Source organism: Bacillus silvicola (assembly GCF_050524305.1).
Lineage (GTDB): Bacteria > Bacillota > Bacilli > Bacillales > Bacillaceae_G > Bacillus_A > Bacillus_A cereus_AT.
Genome location: NZ_JBNGVC010000012.1, coordinates 1,318,851 through 1,339,825, shown reverse-complemented (window position 1 = coordinate 1,339,825; position 20,975 = coordinate 1,318,851). Strand labels below are relative to the sequence as shown.

Genomic DNA, 20,975 nt, shown 5'->3' with positions numbered 1-20,975 from the left:
TTATGTCTAAGATTATATATAAAGGAGGTAGTGAAGAGGAAAAATAAATAATGAAAGTGTAGGTATGGTGACAAGCTTACCGACACAGCTAGTGATGAACTAGCGGAAATACATGTATTTTATAGAAAGGAAGTCTACTAACTAGGCGTATGCACACGTGTAAAAATGAATCGTAAGAGATTTATTGAAAGTGTTAGTAGCAGAAAGAGGGTACATATGGCAAAGCGTGGTACAAGAATTGCCGCCTTTTTCCTCATCGTTTTATTAATTGGTGGAGTGATTGGTGCGGCAGGAAAAGACATAGCAAAAGGAATTAGTCTAGGACTAGACCTTCGCGGTGGTTTTGAAATTCTGTATGAAGTAAAACCAGCCAAAAAAGGTGATAAAATCGATCGTGATGCACTTGTCAGTACAGTAGGTGCTCTTGAAAATCGTGTCAATGCACTCGGTGTAAGTGAGCCGAACATTCAAATCGAAGGAGAAGATCGAATTCGCGTACAGCTTGCTGGTGTACAAGATCAGCAAAAAGCACGTGACATGTTATCAACACAAGCAAAATTAACATTCCGTGATGTGAATGACAACCTTCTTATGGACGGAGCGGATTTAAAAGGCGGCGGAGCAAAGCAAACATTTGATGAGCAAGGCCGTGCAAGCGTAGGTCTTACACTAAAAAGCGCTGACAAATTCCGTGAAGTAACTGAAAAAATTTCAAAAATGCCACCACCAACGAATTTAATGGTAATTTGGCTTGATTTTGAAGAAGGAAAAGATTCGTATAAAGCAGAGTCTGCAAAACCGAATCCGAAGTTTTTATCAGCAGCAACAGTAAACCAAGTATTTAACCAAGCTCAAGTATCTATCGTAGGTGGAAACTTTACAGTGGAAAGTGCGAAAGAACTTTCATCTTTATTAAATGCAGGTGCACTTCCTGTTGATTTAAAAGAAATGTATTCAACATCTGTTGGAGCGAAATTTGGTCAACAAGCATTAGAGCAAACGATTTTCGCTAGTGCGATTGGTATCGCTCTTATTTTCTTATTTATGCTTGTATTCTACCGTTTACCAGGACTTGTAGCGGTTATTATGCTAGGCTTATACATTTTCGTTACATTGCTTGTCTTTAACTGGATGCATGCGGTTCTTACGTTGCCAGGTATTGCAGCGTTAGTGCTCGGGGTAGGTATCGCAGTTGATGCGAATATTATTACGTACGAGAGACTGAAAGAAGAGCTGAAAATTGGTAAGTCCATGATGTCAGCATTTCGTGCTGGTAACCATCGTTCATTAGCAACAATTTTAGATGCGAACATTACAACACTTGCAGCAGCTGGTGTATTATTCGTTTATGGTAATAGCTCTGTAAAAGGATTCGCAACAAGTTTAATTGTTAGTATTTTAGTCGGTTTCATTACGAACGTATTCGGTACTCGTTTCTTACTAGGTTTACTTGTAAAGAGCCGTTACTTCGATAAAAAACCATCTTACTTTGGTGTTAAGGAAAAGGATATTATTCCATTAACAAAAGGTGTAGTACATCCACCGACAAGATTTGATCGTATTAATTTCGTAAATATCGGTCATAAATTCCTTATCTTCTCGATGGTAGTTGTAATTGCAGGTGCAATTATACTACCAATTTTCAAACTGAATCTTGGGATTGACTTTGCAAGTGGTACACGTATCGACTTGCAATCTAAACAAGCACTTACTGTGTCAGATGTTCATAAAGATTTGGAAGAATTGAAAATTGATGTGAAGGAAGAAGATATTGTACCGACTGGGGACGACAATAAAGGTTTCGCCGTTCGTACATTAGGAGTTTTATCAAAAGATGAAATTGCGAAAGCAAAAACATTCTTCCATGATAAATATGGTACAGAGCCAAACGTAAGTACAGTTTCACCAACAATCGGTAAAGAAATCGCACGAAATGCATTTATCGCAGTATTAATTGCTTCGGTAGTTATTATCTTATACGTAAGTATTCGATTCCGATTTACGTATGCATTATCTGCAGTACTTGCATTACTACATGATGCATTCGTTATGGTTGTTATGTTTAGTCTTTTCCAGATAGAAGTAGACTTAACGTTTATCGCTGCGGTATTAACAATCATCGGTTATTCTATTAATGACTCAATTGTTACCTTTGATAGAAACCGTGAATTATACAAACAGAAAAAACGAGTTCGTGATATAAAAGACCTAGAAGAAATCGTAAATGCAAGTATTCGTCAAACGCTTGGTCGTTCGATTAACACAGTATTAACAGTGTTATTCCCGGTAATTGCGTTACTTATCTTCGGTAGTGAGTCACTTCGTAATTTCTCGTTTGCGTTACTTGTTGGATTAATCGTAGGTACGTATTCTTCTGTTTTCGTTGCCTCTCAAATTTGGTTACTACTTGAAAACCGTCGTTTGAAAAAGGGGAAAAACAAGAAGAAGGTTGAGAAAGTAGAATCTGAACCGCAAGTATAAAAAAGATGATGTCTCTTTATGAGGCATCTCTTTTTTCGTTTGTGGATACAATAAGGTAGCAACTTTTGAAAGAAGAAAGTGGAAGAAAGCGGTAAGGTTATCGCTGTTTTTGTTAAAATAAAGTGACACTTTAATAAGTGGGGGGTTTTATTCATCCCCACTTATTATTAGCCCCACCAATCGGGCTTTTACGGGCAGCCCGACTCCCACCTAACTTCCTCTTATTTGCCGGATTTTGAGGTGGGGGGCTTACTGCCCACAAATAGCGGGATAAAAAGATAGGTTAAGAAAAGAAGGGATTTTAATTATGGAAAAAGATGAACGTTTTAAACAGGCTGAGTTTGGTGCTATTGTCGGTATCGTTGGTAATATTATATTAGCGATTATAAAAGCGGTAATTGGTTATATTGGAAACAGTAAGGCACTATTGGCGGATGCAGTGCATTCTGGATCAGATGTAATCGGTTCGCTAGCTGTACTTTTTGGATTGCGAGCAGCGAAGCAGCCGCCTGATGAAGATCATCCGTACGGTCATGGTAAAGCGGAATCGATTTCAGCGATTATTGTAGCGGTATTATTATTTATTGTTGGACTAGAGATAGCGATTTCGTCTATAAAAGCTTTTTCACAAGAATTAGAACCGCCGAAGGGAATTACGATTTTTGCTGTCATTTTTTCTATTGTCGTGAAAGAAGGAATGTTTCAATATAAATTCCGATTAGGGAAAAGGATAAATAGTGATGCAATTATTGCAAATGCATATGAGCACCGTTCGGATGTGTTTTCCTCAATTGCAGCTTTAATCGGCATTTGTGCAGCTATCATCGGTGGTAAATTAGGTTTAGATTGGCTTGTATATGCCGATCCGATTGCAGGATTATTTGTTTCAATTCTTGTTGCGAAAATGGCGTGGAGTATTGGGGCGGAAGCGATTCACGCAACGCTTGATCATGTGCTTCATGAGGAGGATGTTATTCCGTTTAGAGAAGCAGTTCTTCAAGTGGAAGGTGTGAAGAAAATAGGTTCTTTATATGCGAGGGAACATGGTCACTATGTAATCGTTGATATTAAAGTATCTGTAGATCCATATATCACTGTAGAAGAAGGGCATAGCATCGGAAAGCATGTGAAAGAAACACTTATGAAACAAGATAACGTACAAAATGTGTTTGTACATATAAATCCGTATTCTCCAAATTAAATAGCATTAATATTTTAGTATATGGATATTGCATCGTAGCTTGCATCATATTGTCACCCCTTAATCTGTCTTGTATAATGGATAGGTTAAGGGGTGATTTCGTGTTACAACCGAAGACGCGTTGGAAAGAAAAAGAATATAGTGAAGAGCGAGTGAGTGAATTAGCAAGTAAATTGCAATTATCACCTCTTGTTGTTTCGTTATTCCTCGGTAGAGGATTAGATACAGAAGATAAGATTTTAGATTTTTTAAATACAGAAAATCAAGAATTTCACGATCCATTTTTATTAGAAGGAATGGATAGAACGGTAGAACGTGTAAATAAGGCGATTCAAAATGGAGAGCAAATATTAATATTTGGTGATTACGATGCGGACGGGGTAAGTAGTACGACTGTCTTATATCTTGCGCTTCAAGAATTAGGTGCAGAGGTAGAATTTTATATTCCAAACCGTTTTACAGAAGGGTATGGGCCAAACGAAGAAGCGTTTCGTTGGGCGCATAGCGCTGGGTTCTCGCTAATTATTACCGTAGATACTGGTATTGCAGCTGTACATGAAGCGAAGGTAGCGAAGGACCTTGGAATAGATCTTATTATTACAGATCACCATGAGCCACCGCCAGAATTACCAGAAGCACTTGCAATTATTCATCCGAAATTAGAAGGCGGTGTTTATCCGTTTCACTATTTAGCGGGTGTTGGTGTTGCGTTTAAAGTTGCACATGCACTTTTAGGGCGCGTTCCAGAACATTTATTGGAAATCGCAGTAATCGGTACAGTAGCTGATTTAGTATCGCTACATGGTGAAAACAGATTGTTAGTACAGCGCGGGCTTAAACATATGCGTATGACAAGAAATATTGGTTTGAAAGCTTTATTTAAAGTTGCTAACGTTTCGCAAAGTGAAATTACAGAAGAAAGTATTGGCTTCTCAATTGCACCGCGTATTAATGCGGTGGGACGTTTAGAAGATGCAACACCTGCTGTTCACTTATTATTATCAGACGATCCAGAAGAAGCGAAAGAGCTTGCTGAAGAAATTGATGAGCTGAACAAACTTCGAAAAGATATTGTAAAGCAAATTACAGAAGAGGCTATCGCTGAAGTGGAAAATAATTTCCCGCCAGAAGAAAACAAAGTGTTAGTGCTTGCAAAAGAAGGCTGGAATCCAGGTGTAATTGGGATTGTTGCTTCTAAATTAGTTGAACGTTTTTATCGTCCAACGATTGTATTGAGCATTGACCCTATAAAAGAAACGGCAAAGGGTTCAGCGCGTAGTATTGCAGGGTTTGATTTATTTGCTAACTTGTCTGATTGTAGAGAGTTATTGCCACACTTCGGGGGACACCCGATGGCAGCCGGAATGACGCTACATATGAATGATGTAGATGAATTAAGACGTAGGTTAAATGAGCAAGCTGATGTGATTTTAACTGAGGAAGATTTTATTCCAATTACAGCAGTTGATGCTTTTTGTAAGGTGGAGGATGTAACTCTTGCTGCAATTGAGGATATGCAAAAGTTAGCGCCGTTTGGTGTTGGAAATCCAAAACCACGTATTGCGGTAAAAGATGCTGATTTGGAAAGTATTCGTGCAATCGGATCAGATGGTTCACATTTGAAAATGGCACTTCGTGACGGACAGGCAATACTGGATACAATTGGATTCGGATTTGGTGCGTATGCGAAAGAAATTTCTCCAGTTGCGAAAGTTTCTGTAATAGGAGAGGCATCCATTAATGAATGGAATAATTTTAAGAAGCCACAATTAATGGTACAAGATATTGCTGTAGAGGCATGGCAATTATTTGATTGGCGTAGTATGCGTAATGTGGAAGCAAATTTAGCAGAACTTCCGAAAGGAAAAATAACAATGGTGTATTTTTCTGAAGAGGTATTGAATAAGTTTTCTTTAGAAGACTATAAAGAACATCTCGTGCATGCATCAGAGGTCACACAGTTAGATGATCAATACATCGTTTTGCTTGATTTGCCGAAAGGAACAGATGAATTACGTGACCTATTTAAAATGGGATTCCCATCGCGAATTTATACGTTATTTTATCAAGAGAATAACCATTTATTTAGTACAGTCCCAACGAGGGAACATTTTAAATGGTACTACTCTTTCTTGAACCAAAAAGCACCATTTTCTTTAAGACAATATGGGGAACAACTATGTCGTCATAAAGGTTGGTCGAAAGATACAGTAAATTTCATGACACAGGTGTTTTTTGAGTTAGAATTTGTTACAATAAAAGACGGTGTCATTTTTATGGCCGAACAAAAACAAAAGCGTGATTTAATTGAATCGAACACATATCGTGAGAAAATGAACCACTTACAATTAGAAAAAGAATTGGTTTATAGCACATATCAGCAACTATATACATGGTTTGAAACGATTCGTAATCATAAATAAGTAGAACAGTTAGGGTAAAGGATTTGTATTTACAAACCTTTTATATCTGAGGAGGATTCAGAAATATGGATTTCAAGCAACATATCGCAATTGTACCGGATTATCCGAAAGAAGGTATTGTGTTTAAAGACATTACACCTTTAATGAACGACGGTAAAGCATACAAAGCAGCAACAGATGCAATCGTTGAGTATGCAAAAGAAAGAGATATCGATGTTGTAGTAGGACCAGAAGCTCGTGGTTTTATTATCGGTTGCCCAGTTTCTTATGCATTAGAAGTAGGATTTGCGCCAGTTCGTAAATTAGGAAAATTACCACGTGAAGTAATTACAGTTGACTACGGCAAAGAATATGGTACAGATGTTTTAACAATCCATAAAGATGCAATTAAACCGGGTCAACGCGTATTAATTACAGATGATCTATTAGCTACAGGCGGAACAATTGAAGCAACAATTAAGCTAGTTGAAGAACTTGGCGGAGTTGTAGCAGGAATTGCATTCTTAGTAGAGCTTACTTACTTAGATGGTCGTAAAATGTTAGATGGTTACGATGTATTAGTATTAGAAAAATACTAATCACTATATAGTAAAACTACGGTGATAAAAAGTACCCGTGAATCTCTTGGAGAGGATCGGGTACTTTTGTATAATTGAACAAAAAATTATGGTGAAATGTCAGTAAAATCTTTTCCTTTTCACAATTCACAATCATTGGGTTATAATGATAGAATATAATTTATTCTATTTAATAAAGATAAAGTCAATTTTCAATAAAAGGTGATTCGATGGCAAATGAGCAAGTACTAACAGCTGAACAGGTACTCGAGAAAGCAAGTCAATATTTAGCGGATGAAGATATTGAGCTAGTGGCACGTGCCTATGAATATGCACGTGATGCGCATAGCGAACAATATAGAAAATCGGGTGAACCATATATTATTCACCCAATTCAAGTTGCAGGTATTTTAGTTGATTTACACATGGATCCGGCTACAGTATCGGCAGGTTTCTTGCATGATGTAGTGGAAGATACAGAAATTACATTAGAAGATATTGAACGGGAATTTAATAAAGAAATCGCTATGCTTGTCGATGGTGTTACAAAGCTCGGAAAGATTAAATATAAATCTCATGAGCAACAACAAGCAGAAAACCATCGCAAAATGTTTATCGCAATGGCTCAAGATATTCGAGTTATTTTAATTAAACTAGCTGATCGTCTTCATAATATGCGTACATTGAAACATTTGCCTCAAGAGAAGCAGCGACGCATTGCAAATGAAACGTTAGAAATCTTTGCACCTTTAGCACATAGACTCGGAATTAGTACTATTAAATGGGAGCTAGAGGATACGTCACTTCGCTATTTAAACCCGCAGCAATATTATCGTATTGTGAATTTAATGAAGCGTAAACGTGCAGAGCGTGAAGAATATTTAGACGAAGTAATGACTGGTATTCGCGAGAAATTAAAAGAGGTTTCAATTCAACCTGAGATTTCTGGAAGACCAAAACATATTTACAGTATTTATCGTAAAATGGCATTGCAAAATAAACAATTCAATGAAATTTACGATTTACTAGCCGTACGTGTCGTTGTGAATAGTATTAAAGATTGCTATGCGGTGCTTGGAATTATTCATACGTGCTGGAAACCAATGCCAGGTCGTTTTAAAGATTATATTGCAATGCCGAAAGCAAATTTATATCAATCTCTTCATACGACTGTAATTGGACCGAAAGGTGATCCGCTAGAAGTGCAAATTCGTACGAAAGAAATGCACGAAATTGCAGAATTCGGTATCGCGGCACATTGGGCGTATAAAGAAGGAAAGACAGCAGAAACAACAGGTACATTAGAGAAGAAACTAACGTGGTTCCGTCAAATATTAGAATGGCAAAATGAAGCTTCTAATGCAGAAGAGTTTATGGAGTCATTAAAAATTGATTTATTCTCTGACATGGTATTCGTCTTCACACCGAAAGGCGATGTAATGGAATTACCACTTGGATCTGTTCCAATTGACTTTTCTTATCGTGTCCATTCAGAGATCGGGAATAAAACAATTGGTGCAAAAGTAAATGGAAAAATGGTAACCCTTGATTATAAATTAAAAACGGGTGACATCATTGAAATTTTAACATCGAAACATTCGTATGGCCCAAGCCAAGATTGGGTGAAACTTGCTCAAACATCTCATGCGAAAAATAAAATACGTCAATTCTTTAAGAAACAGCGTAGAGACGAAAATATTGAAAAAGGCCGTGAACTTGTTGAAAAAGAAGTACGTGGTCTAGAGTATGAGATGAAAGAAGTGTTAGCTCCTGACAATTTAAAACGTGTTGCTGAGAAGTTTAACTTTGCAAATGAAGAAGATATGTTTGCAGCAGTTGGATATAACGGAATTACAGCGGCGCAAATTGTTACGCGACTAACGGACAAGTTCCGTAAACAACGTGAAGAAGAAGACATCGTTGAAGTTAAAGAAGTTCGTAAACCGATGAAAATTCGAAAATGGGATTCTGGTGTAAAGGTAAGCGGTGCTGATAATTTACTAATTCGTTTATCAAAATGCTGTAACCCAGTTCCGGGTGATGATATCGTTGGGTATATTACGAAAGGCCGAGGTGTATCGATTCATCGTCGTGATTGTGTCAATGTGCATACAGAAGAAGCTGTAGAGCGTTTACTAGAAGTAGAGTGGGAAGGTAGCCCTGAAAAAGAAATTGAATACAATGTTGATATTGAAATTTCAGGCTATGATCGCCGTGGTTTATTGAATGAAGTATTGCAAGCTGTTACAGAAACGAAAACGTATATCTCAGCTGTTTCTGGTAGAAGTGATCGTAATAAGATGGCAACGATTAACATGTCGATTTCTATTCGAAACTTACAGCACTTGAAAAAAGTAGTAGAGCGCATTAAACGTGTTCCAGAAATTTATGCAGTACGACGCATGATGCATTAATAGGGAGTGTAGAAAAGATGAGAGTTGTTTTACAACGATCAAAGGAAGCGTCTGTCACAGTAGATGGTGAGATTGTAGGACAAATTCCATTCGGCTTAACATTACTAGTGGGCATTACGCATGAAGATACAGAAAAAGATGCAACTTATATTGCAGAAAAAATTGCAAACCTACGCATTTTTGAAGATGAGAGCGGAAAGATGAACCACTCTGTACTTGATGTAGAAGGACAAGTTCTATCTATTTCGCAATTTACATTATACGGAGATTGCCGTAAAGGGAGACGTCCAAACTTTATGGATGCTGCGAAACCTGACTATGCAGAGCGTTTATATGATTTCTTTAACGAAGAGGTTCGTAAACAAGGATTACATGTAGAAACAGGGAAGTTCGGAGCAATGATGGACGTTTCTTTAATCAATGATGGTCCGGTGACCTTAATTGTGGAAAGTAAATAGTATTGTTAAAAAAGAGAGGGTTATATGACCCTCTCTTTTTTATACATTATTGTATGTTTTGTTCATTTATCCCGCTATTTGTGGGCTGCCCGTAAAAGTCCGATTGGTGAAGGCCAATAATCAGTGGGGGATGGACAAAACCCCCATTGATTAAAATTTCACTTTAACATAGGATGATTGTGAAGGGGAATAAAAGAAAAAGAAGGTGTAGCATGCTTCAAGAATTCAATATAGCTTTGCGTTTTATGCTAGAGTTATGAGTTCTTGGGATTGTTGGGTACTGGGGGTTTCGAATAGGAGAAATACCTGTTGTGAAAATTATACTGGCTATTATTCTTCCGATTGTTGTTGCTGTCATATGGGGGTTATTTGGAGCTCCACACGCAGAGTGGGAAGTGCGTGGTATATTGCATGTATTGTTAGAAATTAGCGTTTTTGGAGTAGGTGTTGCAGCGTTATATCATTTAAAGCACCCTTTACTTGCGAGTGGATTGGCTACTGTTATTATTGTTAATCGCATTCTTATGTTTATTTGGAATCAATAGCTGTTTTCAGTTATGTATAACTCTTTCATCAATATGGAACAATAACAAGTAAAACATCCATATTGAATGTGAGGGATATACGTATGCGTATGAATGAAAAAGGGCATTCTGTTACAAATGGTGCAAATCAACTGTTTAACGTGAATTTTCATGATTTTATTTCAAAAGAGCAAAACAATACTTCAATGGAGCTTGCTTCAGAGTTCGGAATTTCACTGCAAGATGTAAAGCGCCTAAAGAAGCAAATTGAGCGCTCTTAGAGCACTTGACAATCCTACTCAACAAACGTATAGTAATTTTATATTTACATATGAATATAGCCGTTGATAGAGAAGAGTAAATGAGATACACATGGAAAGAGAAGAAATGTCCTAGGCTGAAAACATTTCTACATGATGACTGATTGAATGACACTCTGTAGGTTTCAACTTGAAAGGCTTATACGCCTAGTAGAGATGAACGCACATTTAAGCGTTATTAAAAAAGTGGAAGCATACGTGCTTCAATTAGGGTGGCACCACGGGTATAATACTCTCGTCCCTACTGTTCAAACAGTAGAGGCGGGAGTTTTTTTATTTTTATTAAGATTAAAACAATTTGAGGAGGAACTGAATATGTCTATTCAAATCCCACGCGGAACGCAAGATATTCTTCCAGGTAGTGTAGAGTTATGGCAGTATATCGAAGGGCAAGCGCGCGAAATTTGCCGTCGTTACAATTATAAAGAAATTCGTACACCAATTTTTGAACACACAGAGCTATTTTTACGTGGTGTTGGTGATACGACAGATATCGTACAAAAAGAAATGTACTCATTCCAAGACCGTGGAGAGCGTAGTTTAACGTTACGTCCAGAAGGTACTGCACCTGTTGTACGTTCTTACGTTGAAAACAAAATGTTCGGTGATGCAACACAACCAACGAAATTATACTATATCGGTCAAATGTTCCGTTATGAAAGACCACAAGCAGGTCGCTATCGTCAATTCGTGCAATTCGGTATTGAAGCAATCGGTAGTAACGATCCTGCAATTGATGCAGAAGTAATTGCACTTGCTGTAGAGTTTTACCGCGGCATGGGCTTAAAAAATATTAAAGTTGTATTAAACAGCTTAGGTGATGCAGCGAGCCGTCAAGCGCACCGCGATGCATTAATTGCACACTTTGAGCCGCGCATCGGAGAATTCTGCTCTGATTGCCAATCTCGCTTAGAAAAAAATCCTCTTCGTATTTTAGACTGTAAGAAGGACCGTAATCATGAACTAATGAGTACAGCACCATCTATTACAGAATACTTAAACGAAGATTCAGCAGTATACTACGACAAAGTTCAAGAGCTATTAACGATGATGGATGTTCCATTTGAAAAAGATCCGAACTTAGTACGTGGTTTAGACTACTATCAACACACTGTTTTTGAAATTATGAGTGAGGCAGAAGGTTTCGGTGCTATCACAACATTAAGTGGCGGTGGTCGTTATAACGGACTTGTACAAGAAATCGGTGGACCGGAAATGCCTGGTATCGGTTTTGCGATGAGTATTGAACGTTTAATTATGGCGCTGAAAGCTGAAAACATTGAATTGCCAATTGAACATAGTATCGATTGTTACGTTGTAGCGCTTGGTGAAAAAGCGAAAGACCATGCTGCGAAAGTTGCGTTTGATCTTCGTAAAGCTGGATTGTCAGTTGAAAAAGATTATTTAGATCGCAAAATGAAAGCACAATTTAAATCAGCGGATCGTTTAAATGCGAAATATGTAGCTGTATTAGGAGAAGATGAGCTAGATAAAGGCATCATTAACTTGAAAGATATGGAAACAGGCGGACAAGAAGAAGTAGCGTTAGATGTATTCGCTTCATACGTAGCAGAGAAATTAATATAGGGGGAACTTACAGTGGCTGAAAGAACACATGCATGTGGAAAAGTAACGGTAGAAGCTGTTGGACAAACAGTTCAATTAAAAGGTTGGGTACAAAAACGTCGTGACTTAGGCGGATTAATCTTTATCGACTTACGTGACCGTACAGGTATCGTACAAGTTGTATTTAACCCAGAAACATCAAAAGAAGCGCTAGAAGTAGCAGAAACAATTCGTAGCGAATACGTATTACACGTAGAAGGTACAGTTGTTGAACGTGGCGAAGGTGCCATTAATGACAATATGGCAACTGGTCGTATTGAAGTACAAGCAACGAAAGTAAACGTATTAAATGCAGCGAAAACAACGCCAATTATTATTTCTGATGACACAGATGCATCAGAAGATGTGCGTTTAAAATATCGTTACTTAGACTTACGTCGTCCTGTAATGTTCAACACATTTAAAATGCGTCACGACGTAACAAAAACAATTCGTAACTTCTTAGATACAGAAGAATTCTTAGAAGTTGAAACACCAATTTTAACGAAGAGCACACCAGAAGGAGCTCGTGACTATTTAGTACCAAGCCGTGTGCATGATGGTGAATTCTATGCATTACCGCAGTCTCCGCAGTTATTTAAACAGCTTCTTATGGTCGGCGGATTTGAGCGTTACTATCAAGTAGCACGTTGTTTCCGTGACGAAGATTTACGTGCGGATCGTCAACCAGAATTTACACAAATCGATATCGAGGCATCATTCTTAACACAAGATGAAATTTTAGAAATGATGGAGCGTATGATGACGAAAGTCATGAAAGATGCGAAAGGTGTAGAAGTTAGTGCACCATTCCCTCGTATGAAATATGCTGATGCAATGGCTCGATACGGTTCTGATAAGCCAGATACACGCTTTGAAATGGAACTAACAGACCTATCTGAATTTGCAGCAGGTTGTGGTTTCAAAGTATTTACAAGTGCTGTAGAAAACGGCGGACAAGTAAAAGCAATTAATGCAAAAGGTGCTGCGAGCAAATACTCTCGTAAAGACATCGATGCATTAACTGAATTTGTAAAAGTATATGGTGCAAAAGGTCTAGCTTGGCTGAAAGTTGAAGAAGACGGCCTAAAAGGACCGATTGCAAAGTTCTTCGGTGAAGAAGATGCAAATGTGTTAATGAGTACATTAGAAGCTAATGCTGGCGACTTATTACTATTCGTAGCAGATAAGAAGAGCGTTGTGGCAGATAGCTTAGGTGCACTTCGTTTACGCTTAGGTAAAGAGCTTGAGTTAATTGACGAAAGTAAATTTAACTTCCTATGGGTAACTGATTGGCCACTTCTTGAGTACGATGAAGATGCAGATCGTTACTTCGCAGCTCACCACCCATTCACAATGCCATTCCGTGAAGATGTTGAGCTATTAGAAACAGCACCAGAAAAAGCACGCGCACAAGCATATGACCTTGTATTAAACGGTTATGAGCTTGGTGGTGGATCACTTCGTATTTACGAGCGTGACGTACAAGAAAAAATGTTCAAAGCACTTGGATTCTCACAAGAAGAAGCACAAGAGCAATTCGGATTCTTATTAGAAGCATTCGAATACGGTACACCACCACACGGCGGAATTGCATTAGGTTTAGACCGTCTTGTTATGTTACTTGCAGGTCGTACGAACCTTCGTGATACAATTGCATTCCCGAAAACAGCAAGCGCAAGCTGCTTATTAACAGAAGCTCCAAGCCCAGTTGCAGAAGCACAGCTTGAAGAACTGAACTTGAAGTTGAACGTGAAAGAAGAGAAGTAAGAGAAGTAAAAATAGGGTCTAGATGGTTATACTAATACCATCTAGACTTTTTTAATGGATGATTGAGAGAAGAAGTGAAAGCACAGTTTACACTATGTTTTCCTTCTTGAAATATGTATTTTTAGGAATTCTATAACTTTTTCTATACAAATAGTCGGAAAAACGCTAGAATACATGGTAGACCATTTTTGTAATAGGAGTGTAGAGCTGAATGTTACATCAATTTTCACGTAATGAATTAGCCTTTGGAAAAGAAGGCCTTGAAATATTAAAAAATAGTACAGTCGGTATTTTAGGAATTGGCGGCGTAGGGTCATTTTCGGCAGAAGCGTTAGCACGTTCTGGCGTAGGACGTCTTGTATTAGTTGATAAAGATGTTGTAGATATTACAAACGTAAACCGTCAAATTCACGCTTTAGTATCTACTGTAGGGCGTTCAAAAGTAGAATTAATGAAAGAGCGTATTGCAGACATCAATCCAGAGTGTGAAGTAATTGGATTAGAGATGTTTTATACAGATGAAACATATGAAGAGTTCTTCAAACACGGCTTGGATTTCGTAGTGGATGCATCTGATACGATTACGTTTAAAATTCATTTAATTAAACAATGTTTACGTCGTAAAATTAAAATTATCTCATGTATGGGTGCTGCAAATAAAATGGACCCAACTCGTTTCCGTATTGCGGACATTTCTAAAACACATACAGATCCAATTGCGAAAGTAATTCGTACGAAGCTTCGTAAAGAGGGTATTAAAAAAGGTGTAAAAGTTGTCTTCTCTGACGAAAACCCAATCGTAATTCGTGAAGAAGTACGTAAAGAAATCGTACCAGACGAAAATGCAAAAATTCGTAAAGCGAAATTACCGCCTTCTTCAAATGCATTTGTACCATCTGTGGCAGGCTTAATTATGGCAAGTCACGTTGTACGTGAGCGTATTAAAAACGTAGAAGTGAAGCGTGTAGGGCAAGAATAAAAGGAAAGCATATATTCATTTCGGATATATGCTTTTTTATGTTTTAAAGAATTGTTGATATTTGCAATACTAATAATTCAAATGTAAGTAATCCTAATAAAGAATAATCGTATTTGTCTGATTTGTAGGCAGAGGTCTTTTTTAAACTATGAATTGTAAAAAGACCTAACGCTAGGACTAGAACACCGAGTGTTATTTTGAATACTATTAATGAAATAGCAACCATCTCCCTTCAAGCGTATATATTTACAATAATATTTAAGTAAAAAATATCCAATTTTTTTCGAGAGGTTTATTATTGTTAATCTTTGTCGTTAAATCGATATTCCTTGTCGAATTGTTGATATATTTTAAGTTGTGATAGATATATTCGAAAAACCGTTAATATAATTTCATTTACTGTTGAATTGTGAATCAAAAAAAACAGGGATGTCACTTAGTCAAAAAGTGACACCCCTGTTTTTTAATTCTCTGCGGAATATATAATATCTAAGTTTCCGTTTTGATCAGTCTTGAAGATTGGAGCAATCTGTTCCTCTTGCTCTTCAACTGAAACAAGTTTTCGAGCACGGTCCATAATTCTAACAAGCATTGCGTAATCTTCTTCGATTGCTTGTTGTTTTTTTGTGAGTACCGCTAATTTTGCTTCAAGTTCATTATTCGTTTTTTGTAGGGAAGTGAGCTGATCTTGTAATACACCATTTTCAGTTTGCAACTTTGCGATTGAAGGGTTACTATGTTCCATGTTTTGCAAAAATGAGATGACATTTTGCATTGTAAGTTCCTGTTTACTTGGCGTAATATCTTCTGAAAACTCAGCGTCGATTACGAGCTGCCGAGTTTGTGTAAACTGCTCTTTTTCTATTTTAGCTTCAGAACGTTTTAATTCTTTACGTTGTTTTTTTGCAATCTGCACCGCATCTTCGTAATTCGGTCTGACTTCAGCGTTCCATCTAAATCCGCAAGCTGCGGAAGTACGGTTTAATGTATCGCCAACTTCATCGAACGCTTTTATTTGTGTACTTCCGCTGCGAATATGTCGTAAAACAGTTTCTGCTAAAAGGAGATCGTCTTCTCTTGTCCATGCATCTTGACGTGTTTTCATAAGCGAAGCCTCCGTAATGGTGACGTTTTCGTTTATGTTACCCTTTATTTTTCGTTTTATTCGAACTTTGTAATCTTTCATAAACAGTAGAAAGTGCTTGTTCAAATTTCCCTGTCGTTTTCGGTTTATAATATTGCTTGTTTTTTATTTTATCAGGCAAGTATTGTTGTTGTACCCAGCCATTTGGATGGTCGTGTGGATATAAGTATCCAATGCCTCTTCCGAGTGATTCGGCACCTTTATAGTGACTATCTTTTAAATGACTTGGAATATCACCTGTTTGACCGTTACGTAAATCGTGTAATGCGGCATCAAGTGCTTTATAAGCTGAATTTGATTTTGGTGATAGGCAAAGCTCGATAACCGCATTTGCAAGTGGTATACGTGCCTCTGGGAATCCAACTCGTTCAGCTGATTCAATTGCGGCTAGTGTACGCGGTCCAGCTTGTGGGCTAGCAAGTCCAATATCTTCATAAGCCATAATAAGAAGGCGTCTACCAATACTTTGTAAATCACCTGCTTCAATAAGGCGTGCTAAATAATGGAGCGCTGCATTTACATCACTTCCGCGCACTGATTTTTGAAATGCTGATAATACGTCATAATGAGCATCTCCGCCTTTGTCGTGAACGAAGCTCTTTTTTTGTAGGCATTCTTCTGCAATCTCGAGTGTGATTTCAGCCGCTCGATCGTCTGTAGTGAAGCTAGATAATACAGCAAGTTCAAGTGCGTTATAAGCGGAACGCATATCACCACCAGAGGCGTTTGCAAAGTGATACATTGCTTCATCTGTTACCGTTACAGCATATTCCCCAAGTCCTTTTTCTTTATCTTCTAAAGCTCTTTTTAACCCAATTAAAATATCATCTTCTGTTAGTGCGTGTAATTCGAAAATTTGACACCTGCTTCGAATAGCGGAGTTTATCGCATGAAACGGATTGCTTGTCGTTGCACCAATTAAAGTAAGAAGTCCACTTTCTAAATGAGGTAATAAAAAGTCTTGCTTTGCTTTATCTAGACGGTGAACTTCATCTAAAATTAAAACGAGGTGTCGATGCATCTTCGCTTCTTGTACGACAACTTCCATATCTTTTTTATTGTGAGTAACAGCGTTTAATAGGCGAAACGGGGTTCCGGTACTTCCTGCAATTGCACTAGCAATCGATGTTTTTCCTGTGCCTGGAGGACCGTATAAAATCATAGATTGAAAATGATTCGCTTGGACCATTCGCCATAAAATCTTTCCTTCACCAACTAAATGTTGTTGTCCGATAATTTCTTGAATATTCGTAGGGCGCATTCGATGTGCGAGTGGTTGTTTCATTTTGACCTTCTCCCTTAATGTATAATCTCACTCTATCGTATCATTTTTTTTAATGAAATTTGAAATAAGATGTTGCTTTGTGGGAAAAATGAATATGAATATTTTCATTTTTCTTTCAATTGTAATAATTTCCGAGTTTTTCAATGTGATTTTATGTTATCATTTTGATACACAAGTTGAAATTTCTTATAATACTATATTATGCTATAATTTCATAGGATTTTAAATTGTGTTCTTTTATAAATAAGATATAACCAATAGAAGTGAAAATTTGAAAAGAGGTGCAAAATAGATGAAGATTTCAACAAAAGGCCGCTACGGCTTAACAATTATGATCGATCTTGCAAAAAAGTTTGGTGAAGGTCCGATTTCATTAAAATCAATCGCACAAGCACATGACTTATCAGAACATTACTTAGAGCAATTAATTTCACCACTTCGTAATGCTCGTCTTGTAAAGAGTACGCGTGGTGCATATGGTGGATATGTATTATCAGATCAGCCTGCTAACATTACAGCTGGGGATGTAATCCGTGTATTAGAGGGTCCGATTAGTGTTGTAGAAATGATAGAGGAAGAAGAACCAGCACAACGCCAATTATGGATGCGTGTTCGTGATGCGGTGCAAGAAGTGTTAGATAGTACAACTTTAGAAGACCTAGTACGTTATGAGGAAGAAAATCACGGGGGCTATATGTTTTACATTTAATTCCTTGTGAAACGATTTGGAAAGAAGGAGATTTAATGGAACGCATTTACTTAGATCATGCTGCGACATCTCCGACTCACCCAGAAGTGGTCGAAAAGATGATTCCATATATGACAGAAACATTTGGAAACCCGTCTAGTATTCACTTTTATGGGCGTCAAACGCGCCATGCAGTAGATGAGGCGAGACGTGTGTGTGCACGTAGCATTCACGCGAGTCCGAATGAAATTATATTTACGAGCGGTGGTACGGAAGCTGATAATTTAGCGCTTATAGGTGTAGCGCGTGCGAACCGTCATAAAGGTAACCACATTATTACAACGCAAATTGAACATCATGCGATTTTGCATACGTGTGAATTGCTAGAGCGTGAAGGATTTGAAGTGACGTATTTACCTGTTGATGAAACAGGCCGTGTTCAAGTTTCTGACATACAAAAGGCATTAACGGATGAGACAATTCTCGTATCTGTTATGTTTGGGAATAATGAAGTAGGGACAATGCAACCAATTGCGGAAATAGGTAAGCTGTTAAAAGAACATCAAGCTTATTTTCATACAGATGCAGTACAAGCTTACGGTTTAGTAGAAATTGATGTGAAAGAGTTTGGCATTGATTTACTATCAATATCAGCTCATAAAATTAACGGACCAAAAGGTGTCGGGTTCCTATATGCTGGTGCAAATGTGAAATTTGAACCGTTATTAATAGGCGGAGAGCAAGAAAGAAAACGCCGTGCTGGTACTGAAAATGTACCTAGTATCGCTGGACTGCAGCAAGCGATTTTGCTAGCTGCAAAAAATCGTGAGCAAAAAAATGCCCAATATGAAGAGTTTAAAGATATAATGGTATCTGTCTTCAAAAATGAAGGCATTACTTTCGAGGTAAACGGAAATTTGGAATATCGCTTACCACATGTGTTGAATATAAGTTTTACAGGAATGAATATTGAACCGTTTCTTGTGAACTTAGACTTAGCTGGCATTGCAGTATCAAGTGGTTCTGCTTGTACAGCTGGTTCGATTGATCCATCACATGTATTAGTAGCGATGTTCGGAAAAGACTCCGATCAAATACGTTCATCCGTACGCTTTAGTTTCGGACTTGGAAATACGAAAGAGCAAATTGAAAAAGCGGCGTACGAAACAGTGAAAATCGTGAAACGATTAACACAAAATTAGTATGGGAGGTGACATGATGAACAAACTACCTCACGAAACACGCGTTGTCATCGGGATGTCCGGTGGCGTCGATTCATCTGTAGCGGCACTTTTATTAAAAGAGCAAGGTTATGATGTAATCGGAATTTTTATGAAAAACTGGGATGATACAGATGAGAATGGTGTCTGCACAGCGACTGAAGATTACAATGACGTAATTGAAGTGTGTAACCAAATCGGTATTCCGTATTATGCAGTAAACTTTGAAAAACAATACTGGGACAAAGTATTTACGTACTTCTTAGATGAGTACCGAGCTGGTCGTACACCAAACCCAGATGTAATGTGTAACAAAGAAATTAAATTTAAAGCATTTTTAGAGCATGCAATTGCACTTGGCGCTGATTATGTAGCGACAGGTCATTACGCACGCGTTGCTTATATGGACGGCGAATATAAAATGCTTCGCGGCGTTGATGACAATAAAGACCAAACATATTTCTTAAATCAATTAAGCCAAGAACAATTATCAAAAACAATGTTCCCGCTAGGTGAATTAAAGAAACCGCAAATTCGCGAAATGGCGACAGCAGCTGGTTTAGCGACAGCAGCGAAGAAAGATAGTACTGGTATTTGCTTCATTGGTGAGCGTAACTTTAAAGATTTCTTAAGTAACTATTTGCCAGCTCAGCCAGGTGTAATGCAAACATTATCTGGTGAAGTGAAAGGAAAACATGACGGTTTAATGTACTATACAATTGGACAACGTCATGGCCTTGGTATTGGTGGTAACGGTGATCCATGGTTCGCTGTTGGGAAGAACTTAAAAGACAACATTTTATATGTTGATCAAGGATTCCATAACGAACTTTTATATGGCGATGAAGTTATTGCTACGAATGTAGGATGGGTAAGTAACAAAGCAAAAGAAACAGAATTTAAATGCACAGCGAAATTCCGTTATCGTCAAGCAGACAATAAAGTAACGGTTCAAATCGTTGATGAAAATACAGTTCGTATTCTTTGTGACGAGCCAATTCGTGCGATTACGCCAGGCCAAGCAGTTGTTTTCTATGATGGAGATGAGTGCTTAGGCGGCGCTACAATTGATGAAGTATATCATAGTGGTAAGAAATTAGATTATTTAGGATAAAATGAGAAGCCTCTGCCGATTAGCGGTTAGAGGTTTCTTTTACATAAAGCGAATTTTCGTTCGCTTGAAAAATACATTCTTTGTTATAATTTGTTGTAGAGGTGAAGGACATGTCAAACAAACTTGAAACAGGTATTCAATATATGCAAGAAGGAAACTGGGAAGAAGCAGCCAAAAATTTTACGGAAGCAATCGAAGAAAATCCGAAAGATTCGCTAGGATACATTAACTTTGCGAATTTATTAGATGTATTAGGTGATAGTGAGCGAGCAATTTTATTTTACAAACGTGCATTAGAATTAGATGATAAATCTGCGGCTGCCTATTATGGCTTAGGAAATGTATATTACGGCCAAGAGCAATTTGCAGAGGCAAAGGCTGTATTTGAACAAGCAATGCAAGCTGGATTACAATCAGCTGATGTAACGTTTATGTTAGGTATCACAAACGTGCAACTTGGAAATGATCGTCTTGCACTGCCATTTTTACAAAGAGCAACTGAATTAGATGAAAGTGATGTAGAAGCTGTTTTCCAATGCGGACTTTGCTTCGCACGACTAGAACATATTCAAGAGGCAAAACCTTATTTTGAAAAGGTATTAGAAATGGATGAAGAGCATGCAGATGCGTATTATAATTTAGGTGTTGCGTACGTATTTGAAGAAAATAATGAGAAAGCTCTTGCTTTATTTAAGAAAGCAACTGAAATTCAGCCAGATCACTTTTTAGCTGGTAATGGCGTTCGTTTATTAGAGCAAGAAGCTGAATAAAGTGAAATTATAGTTTAATGCG

The 20,975-nt window shown here is 37.7% G+C and carries 17 protein-coding genes and 1 other annotated feature; of the genes, 15 read left to right on the top strand and 2 right to left on the bottom strand.

Features of this window, described 5'->3' with window-relative positions:
• The first annotated feature begins 216 nt into the window (after positions 1–216).
• The 11 genes from secDF to ACP6L7_RS18855 all read left to right on the top strand — a co-directional run bounded on the left by secDF (position 217) and on the right by ACP6L7_RS18855 (position 14,732).
• Complete coding sequence (gene secDF, locus ACP6L7_RS18905) at positions 217–2,481, top strand: protein translocase subunit SecDF (protein ID WP_097830587.1); 2,265 nt, start codon at positions 217–219, stop codon at positions 2,479–2,481.
• 307 nt (positions 2,482–2,788) lie between these two features.
• Positions 2,789–3,682 (top strand): cation diffusion facilitator family transporter, encoded by an 894-nt coding sequence (locus tag ACP6L7_RS18900; RefSeq protein WP_097830588.1) that lies wholly within the window; start codon positions 2,789–2,791, stop codon positions 3,680–3,682.
• 101 nt (positions 3,683–3,783) lie between these two features.
• The gene (gene recJ, locus ACP6L7_RS18895; RefSeq protein WP_097830589.1) at positions 3,784–6,105 is read left to right on the top strand and encodes a single-stranded-DNA-specific exonuclease RecJ; all 2,322 of its coding nucleotides are present in this window, start codon (positions 3,784–3,786) and stop codon (positions 6,103–6,105) included.
• A gap of 65 nt (positions 6,106–6,170) precedes the next feature.
• Positions 6,171–6,683, top strand: coding sequence for an adenine phosphoribosyltransferase (locus ACP6L7_RS18890; protein WP_000346217.1), 513 nt, complete (start codon positions 6,171–6,173; stop codon positions 6,681–6,683).
• 209 nt (positions 6,684–6,892) lie between these two features.
• Positions 6,893–9,076 (top strand): GTP diphosphokinase, encoded by a 2,184-nt coding sequence (gene relA, locus ACP6L7_RS18885; RefSeq protein ID WP_071747440.1) that lies wholly within the window; start codon positions 6,893–6,895, stop codon positions 9,074–9,076.
• Positions 9,077–9,093: 17 nt separating this feature from the next.
• Positions 9,094–9,534, top strand: coding sequence for a D-tyrosyl-tRNA(Tyr) deacylase (locus ACP6L7_RS18880; RefSeq protein WP_001266956.1), 441 nt, complete (start codon positions 9,094–9,096; stop codon positions 9,532–9,534).
• Positions 9,535–9,803: 269 nt separating this feature from the next.
• Positions 9,804–10,079 (top strand): YrdB family protein, encoded by a 276-nt coding sequence (locus tag ACP6L7_RS18875; RefSeq protein WP_257127375.1) that lies wholly within the window; start codon positions 9,804–9,806, stop codon positions 10,077–10,079.
• An 83-nt stretch (positions 10,080–10,162) separates the two neighbouring features.
• Positions 10,163–10,339, top strand: a complete 177-nt coding sequence (locus ACP6L7_RS18870; protein ID WP_001242605.1) for a hypothetical protein — start codon at positions 10,163–10,165, stop codon at positions 10,337–10,339.
• 54 nt (positions 10,340–10,393) lie between these two features.
• Positions 10,394–10,624 (top strand) — a binding site (T-box leader).
• Positions 10,625–10,693: 69 nt separating this feature from the next.
• Positions 10,694–11,965, top strand: a complete 1,272-nt coding sequence (gene hisS, locus ACP6L7_RS18865) for a histidine--tRNA ligase (protein WP_097830590.1) — start codon at positions 10,694–10,696, stop codon at positions 11,963–11,965.
• A gap of 12 nt (positions 11,966–11,977) precedes the next feature.
• Entirely contained in the window at positions 11,978–13,753 is a 1,776-nt protein-coding gene (aspS, locus tag ACP6L7_RS18860) for an aspartate--tRNA ligase (protein WP_071747437.1), read from the top strand.
• Positions 13,754–13,964: 211 nt separating this feature from the next.
• Positions 13,965–14,732: a tRNA threonylcarbamoyladenosine dehydratase gene (locus ACP6L7_RS18855; protein WP_000903182.1), complete on the top strand. Its 768-nt coding sequence runs from the start codon at positions 13,965–13,967 to the stop codon at positions 14,730–14,732.
• A 463-nt stretch (positions 14,733–15,195) separates the two neighbouring features.
• Here ACP6L7_RS18855 and ACP6L7_RS18850 read toward each other — a convergent pair whose 3' ends face one another.
• Together ACP6L7_RS18850 and ACP6L7_RS18845 are read right to left on the bottom strand one after the other, a co-directional pair.
• Positions 15,196–15,837, bottom strand: coding sequence for an RsfA family transcriptional regulator (locus ACP6L7_RS18850; RefSeq protein ID WP_071771713.1), 642 nt, complete (start codon positions 15,835–15,837; stop codon positions 15,196–15,198).
• Positions 15,838–15,874: 37 nt separating this feature from the next.
• Positions 15,875–17,161 carry a replication-associated recombination protein A gene (locus tag ACP6L7_RS18845; protein ID WP_097830591.1) on the bottom strand — a complete coding sequence of 429 codons (1,287 nt, stop codon included), beginning with the start codon at positions 17,159–17,161 and terminating at the stop codon, positions 15,875–15,877.
• Between the two features lie 292 nt (positions 17,162–17,453).
• On the opposite strand from ACP6L7_RS18845, the gene cymR reads away from it, so the two are divergent.
• From cymR to ACP6L7_RS18825, 4 genes are all read left to right on the top strand, one after another.
• Complete coding sequence (gene cymR / locus ACP6L7_RS18840; RefSeq protein WP_000704116.1) at positions 17,454–17,870, top strand: cysteine metabolism transcriptional regulator CymR; 417 nt, start codon at positions 17,454–17,456, stop codon at positions 17,868–17,870.
• Between the two features lie 35 nt (positions 17,871–17,905).
• Positions 17,906–19,051, top strand: a complete 1,146-nt coding sequence (locus ACP6L7_RS18835; protein ID WP_097830592.1) for a cysteine desulfurase family protein — start codon at positions 17,906–17,908, stop codon at positions 19,049–19,051.
• A gap of 16 nt (positions 19,052–19,067) precedes the next feature.
• On the top strand, positions 19,068–20,183 hold the full coding sequence (mnmA, locus tag ACP6L7_RS18830; RefSeq protein ID WP_097830593.1) for a tRNA 2-thiouridine(34) synthase MnmA: 1,116 nt from the start codon (positions 19,068–19,070) through the stop codon (positions 20,181–20,183).
• A 110-nt stretch (positions 20,184–20,293) separates the two neighbouring features.
• Positions 20,294–20,953, top strand: coding sequence for a tetratricopeptide repeat protein (locus ACP6L7_RS18825; RefSeq protein ID WP_097830594.1), 660 nt, complete (start codon positions 20,294–20,296; stop codon positions 20,951–20,953).
• Positions 20,954–20,975 lie beyond the last annotated feature (22 nt).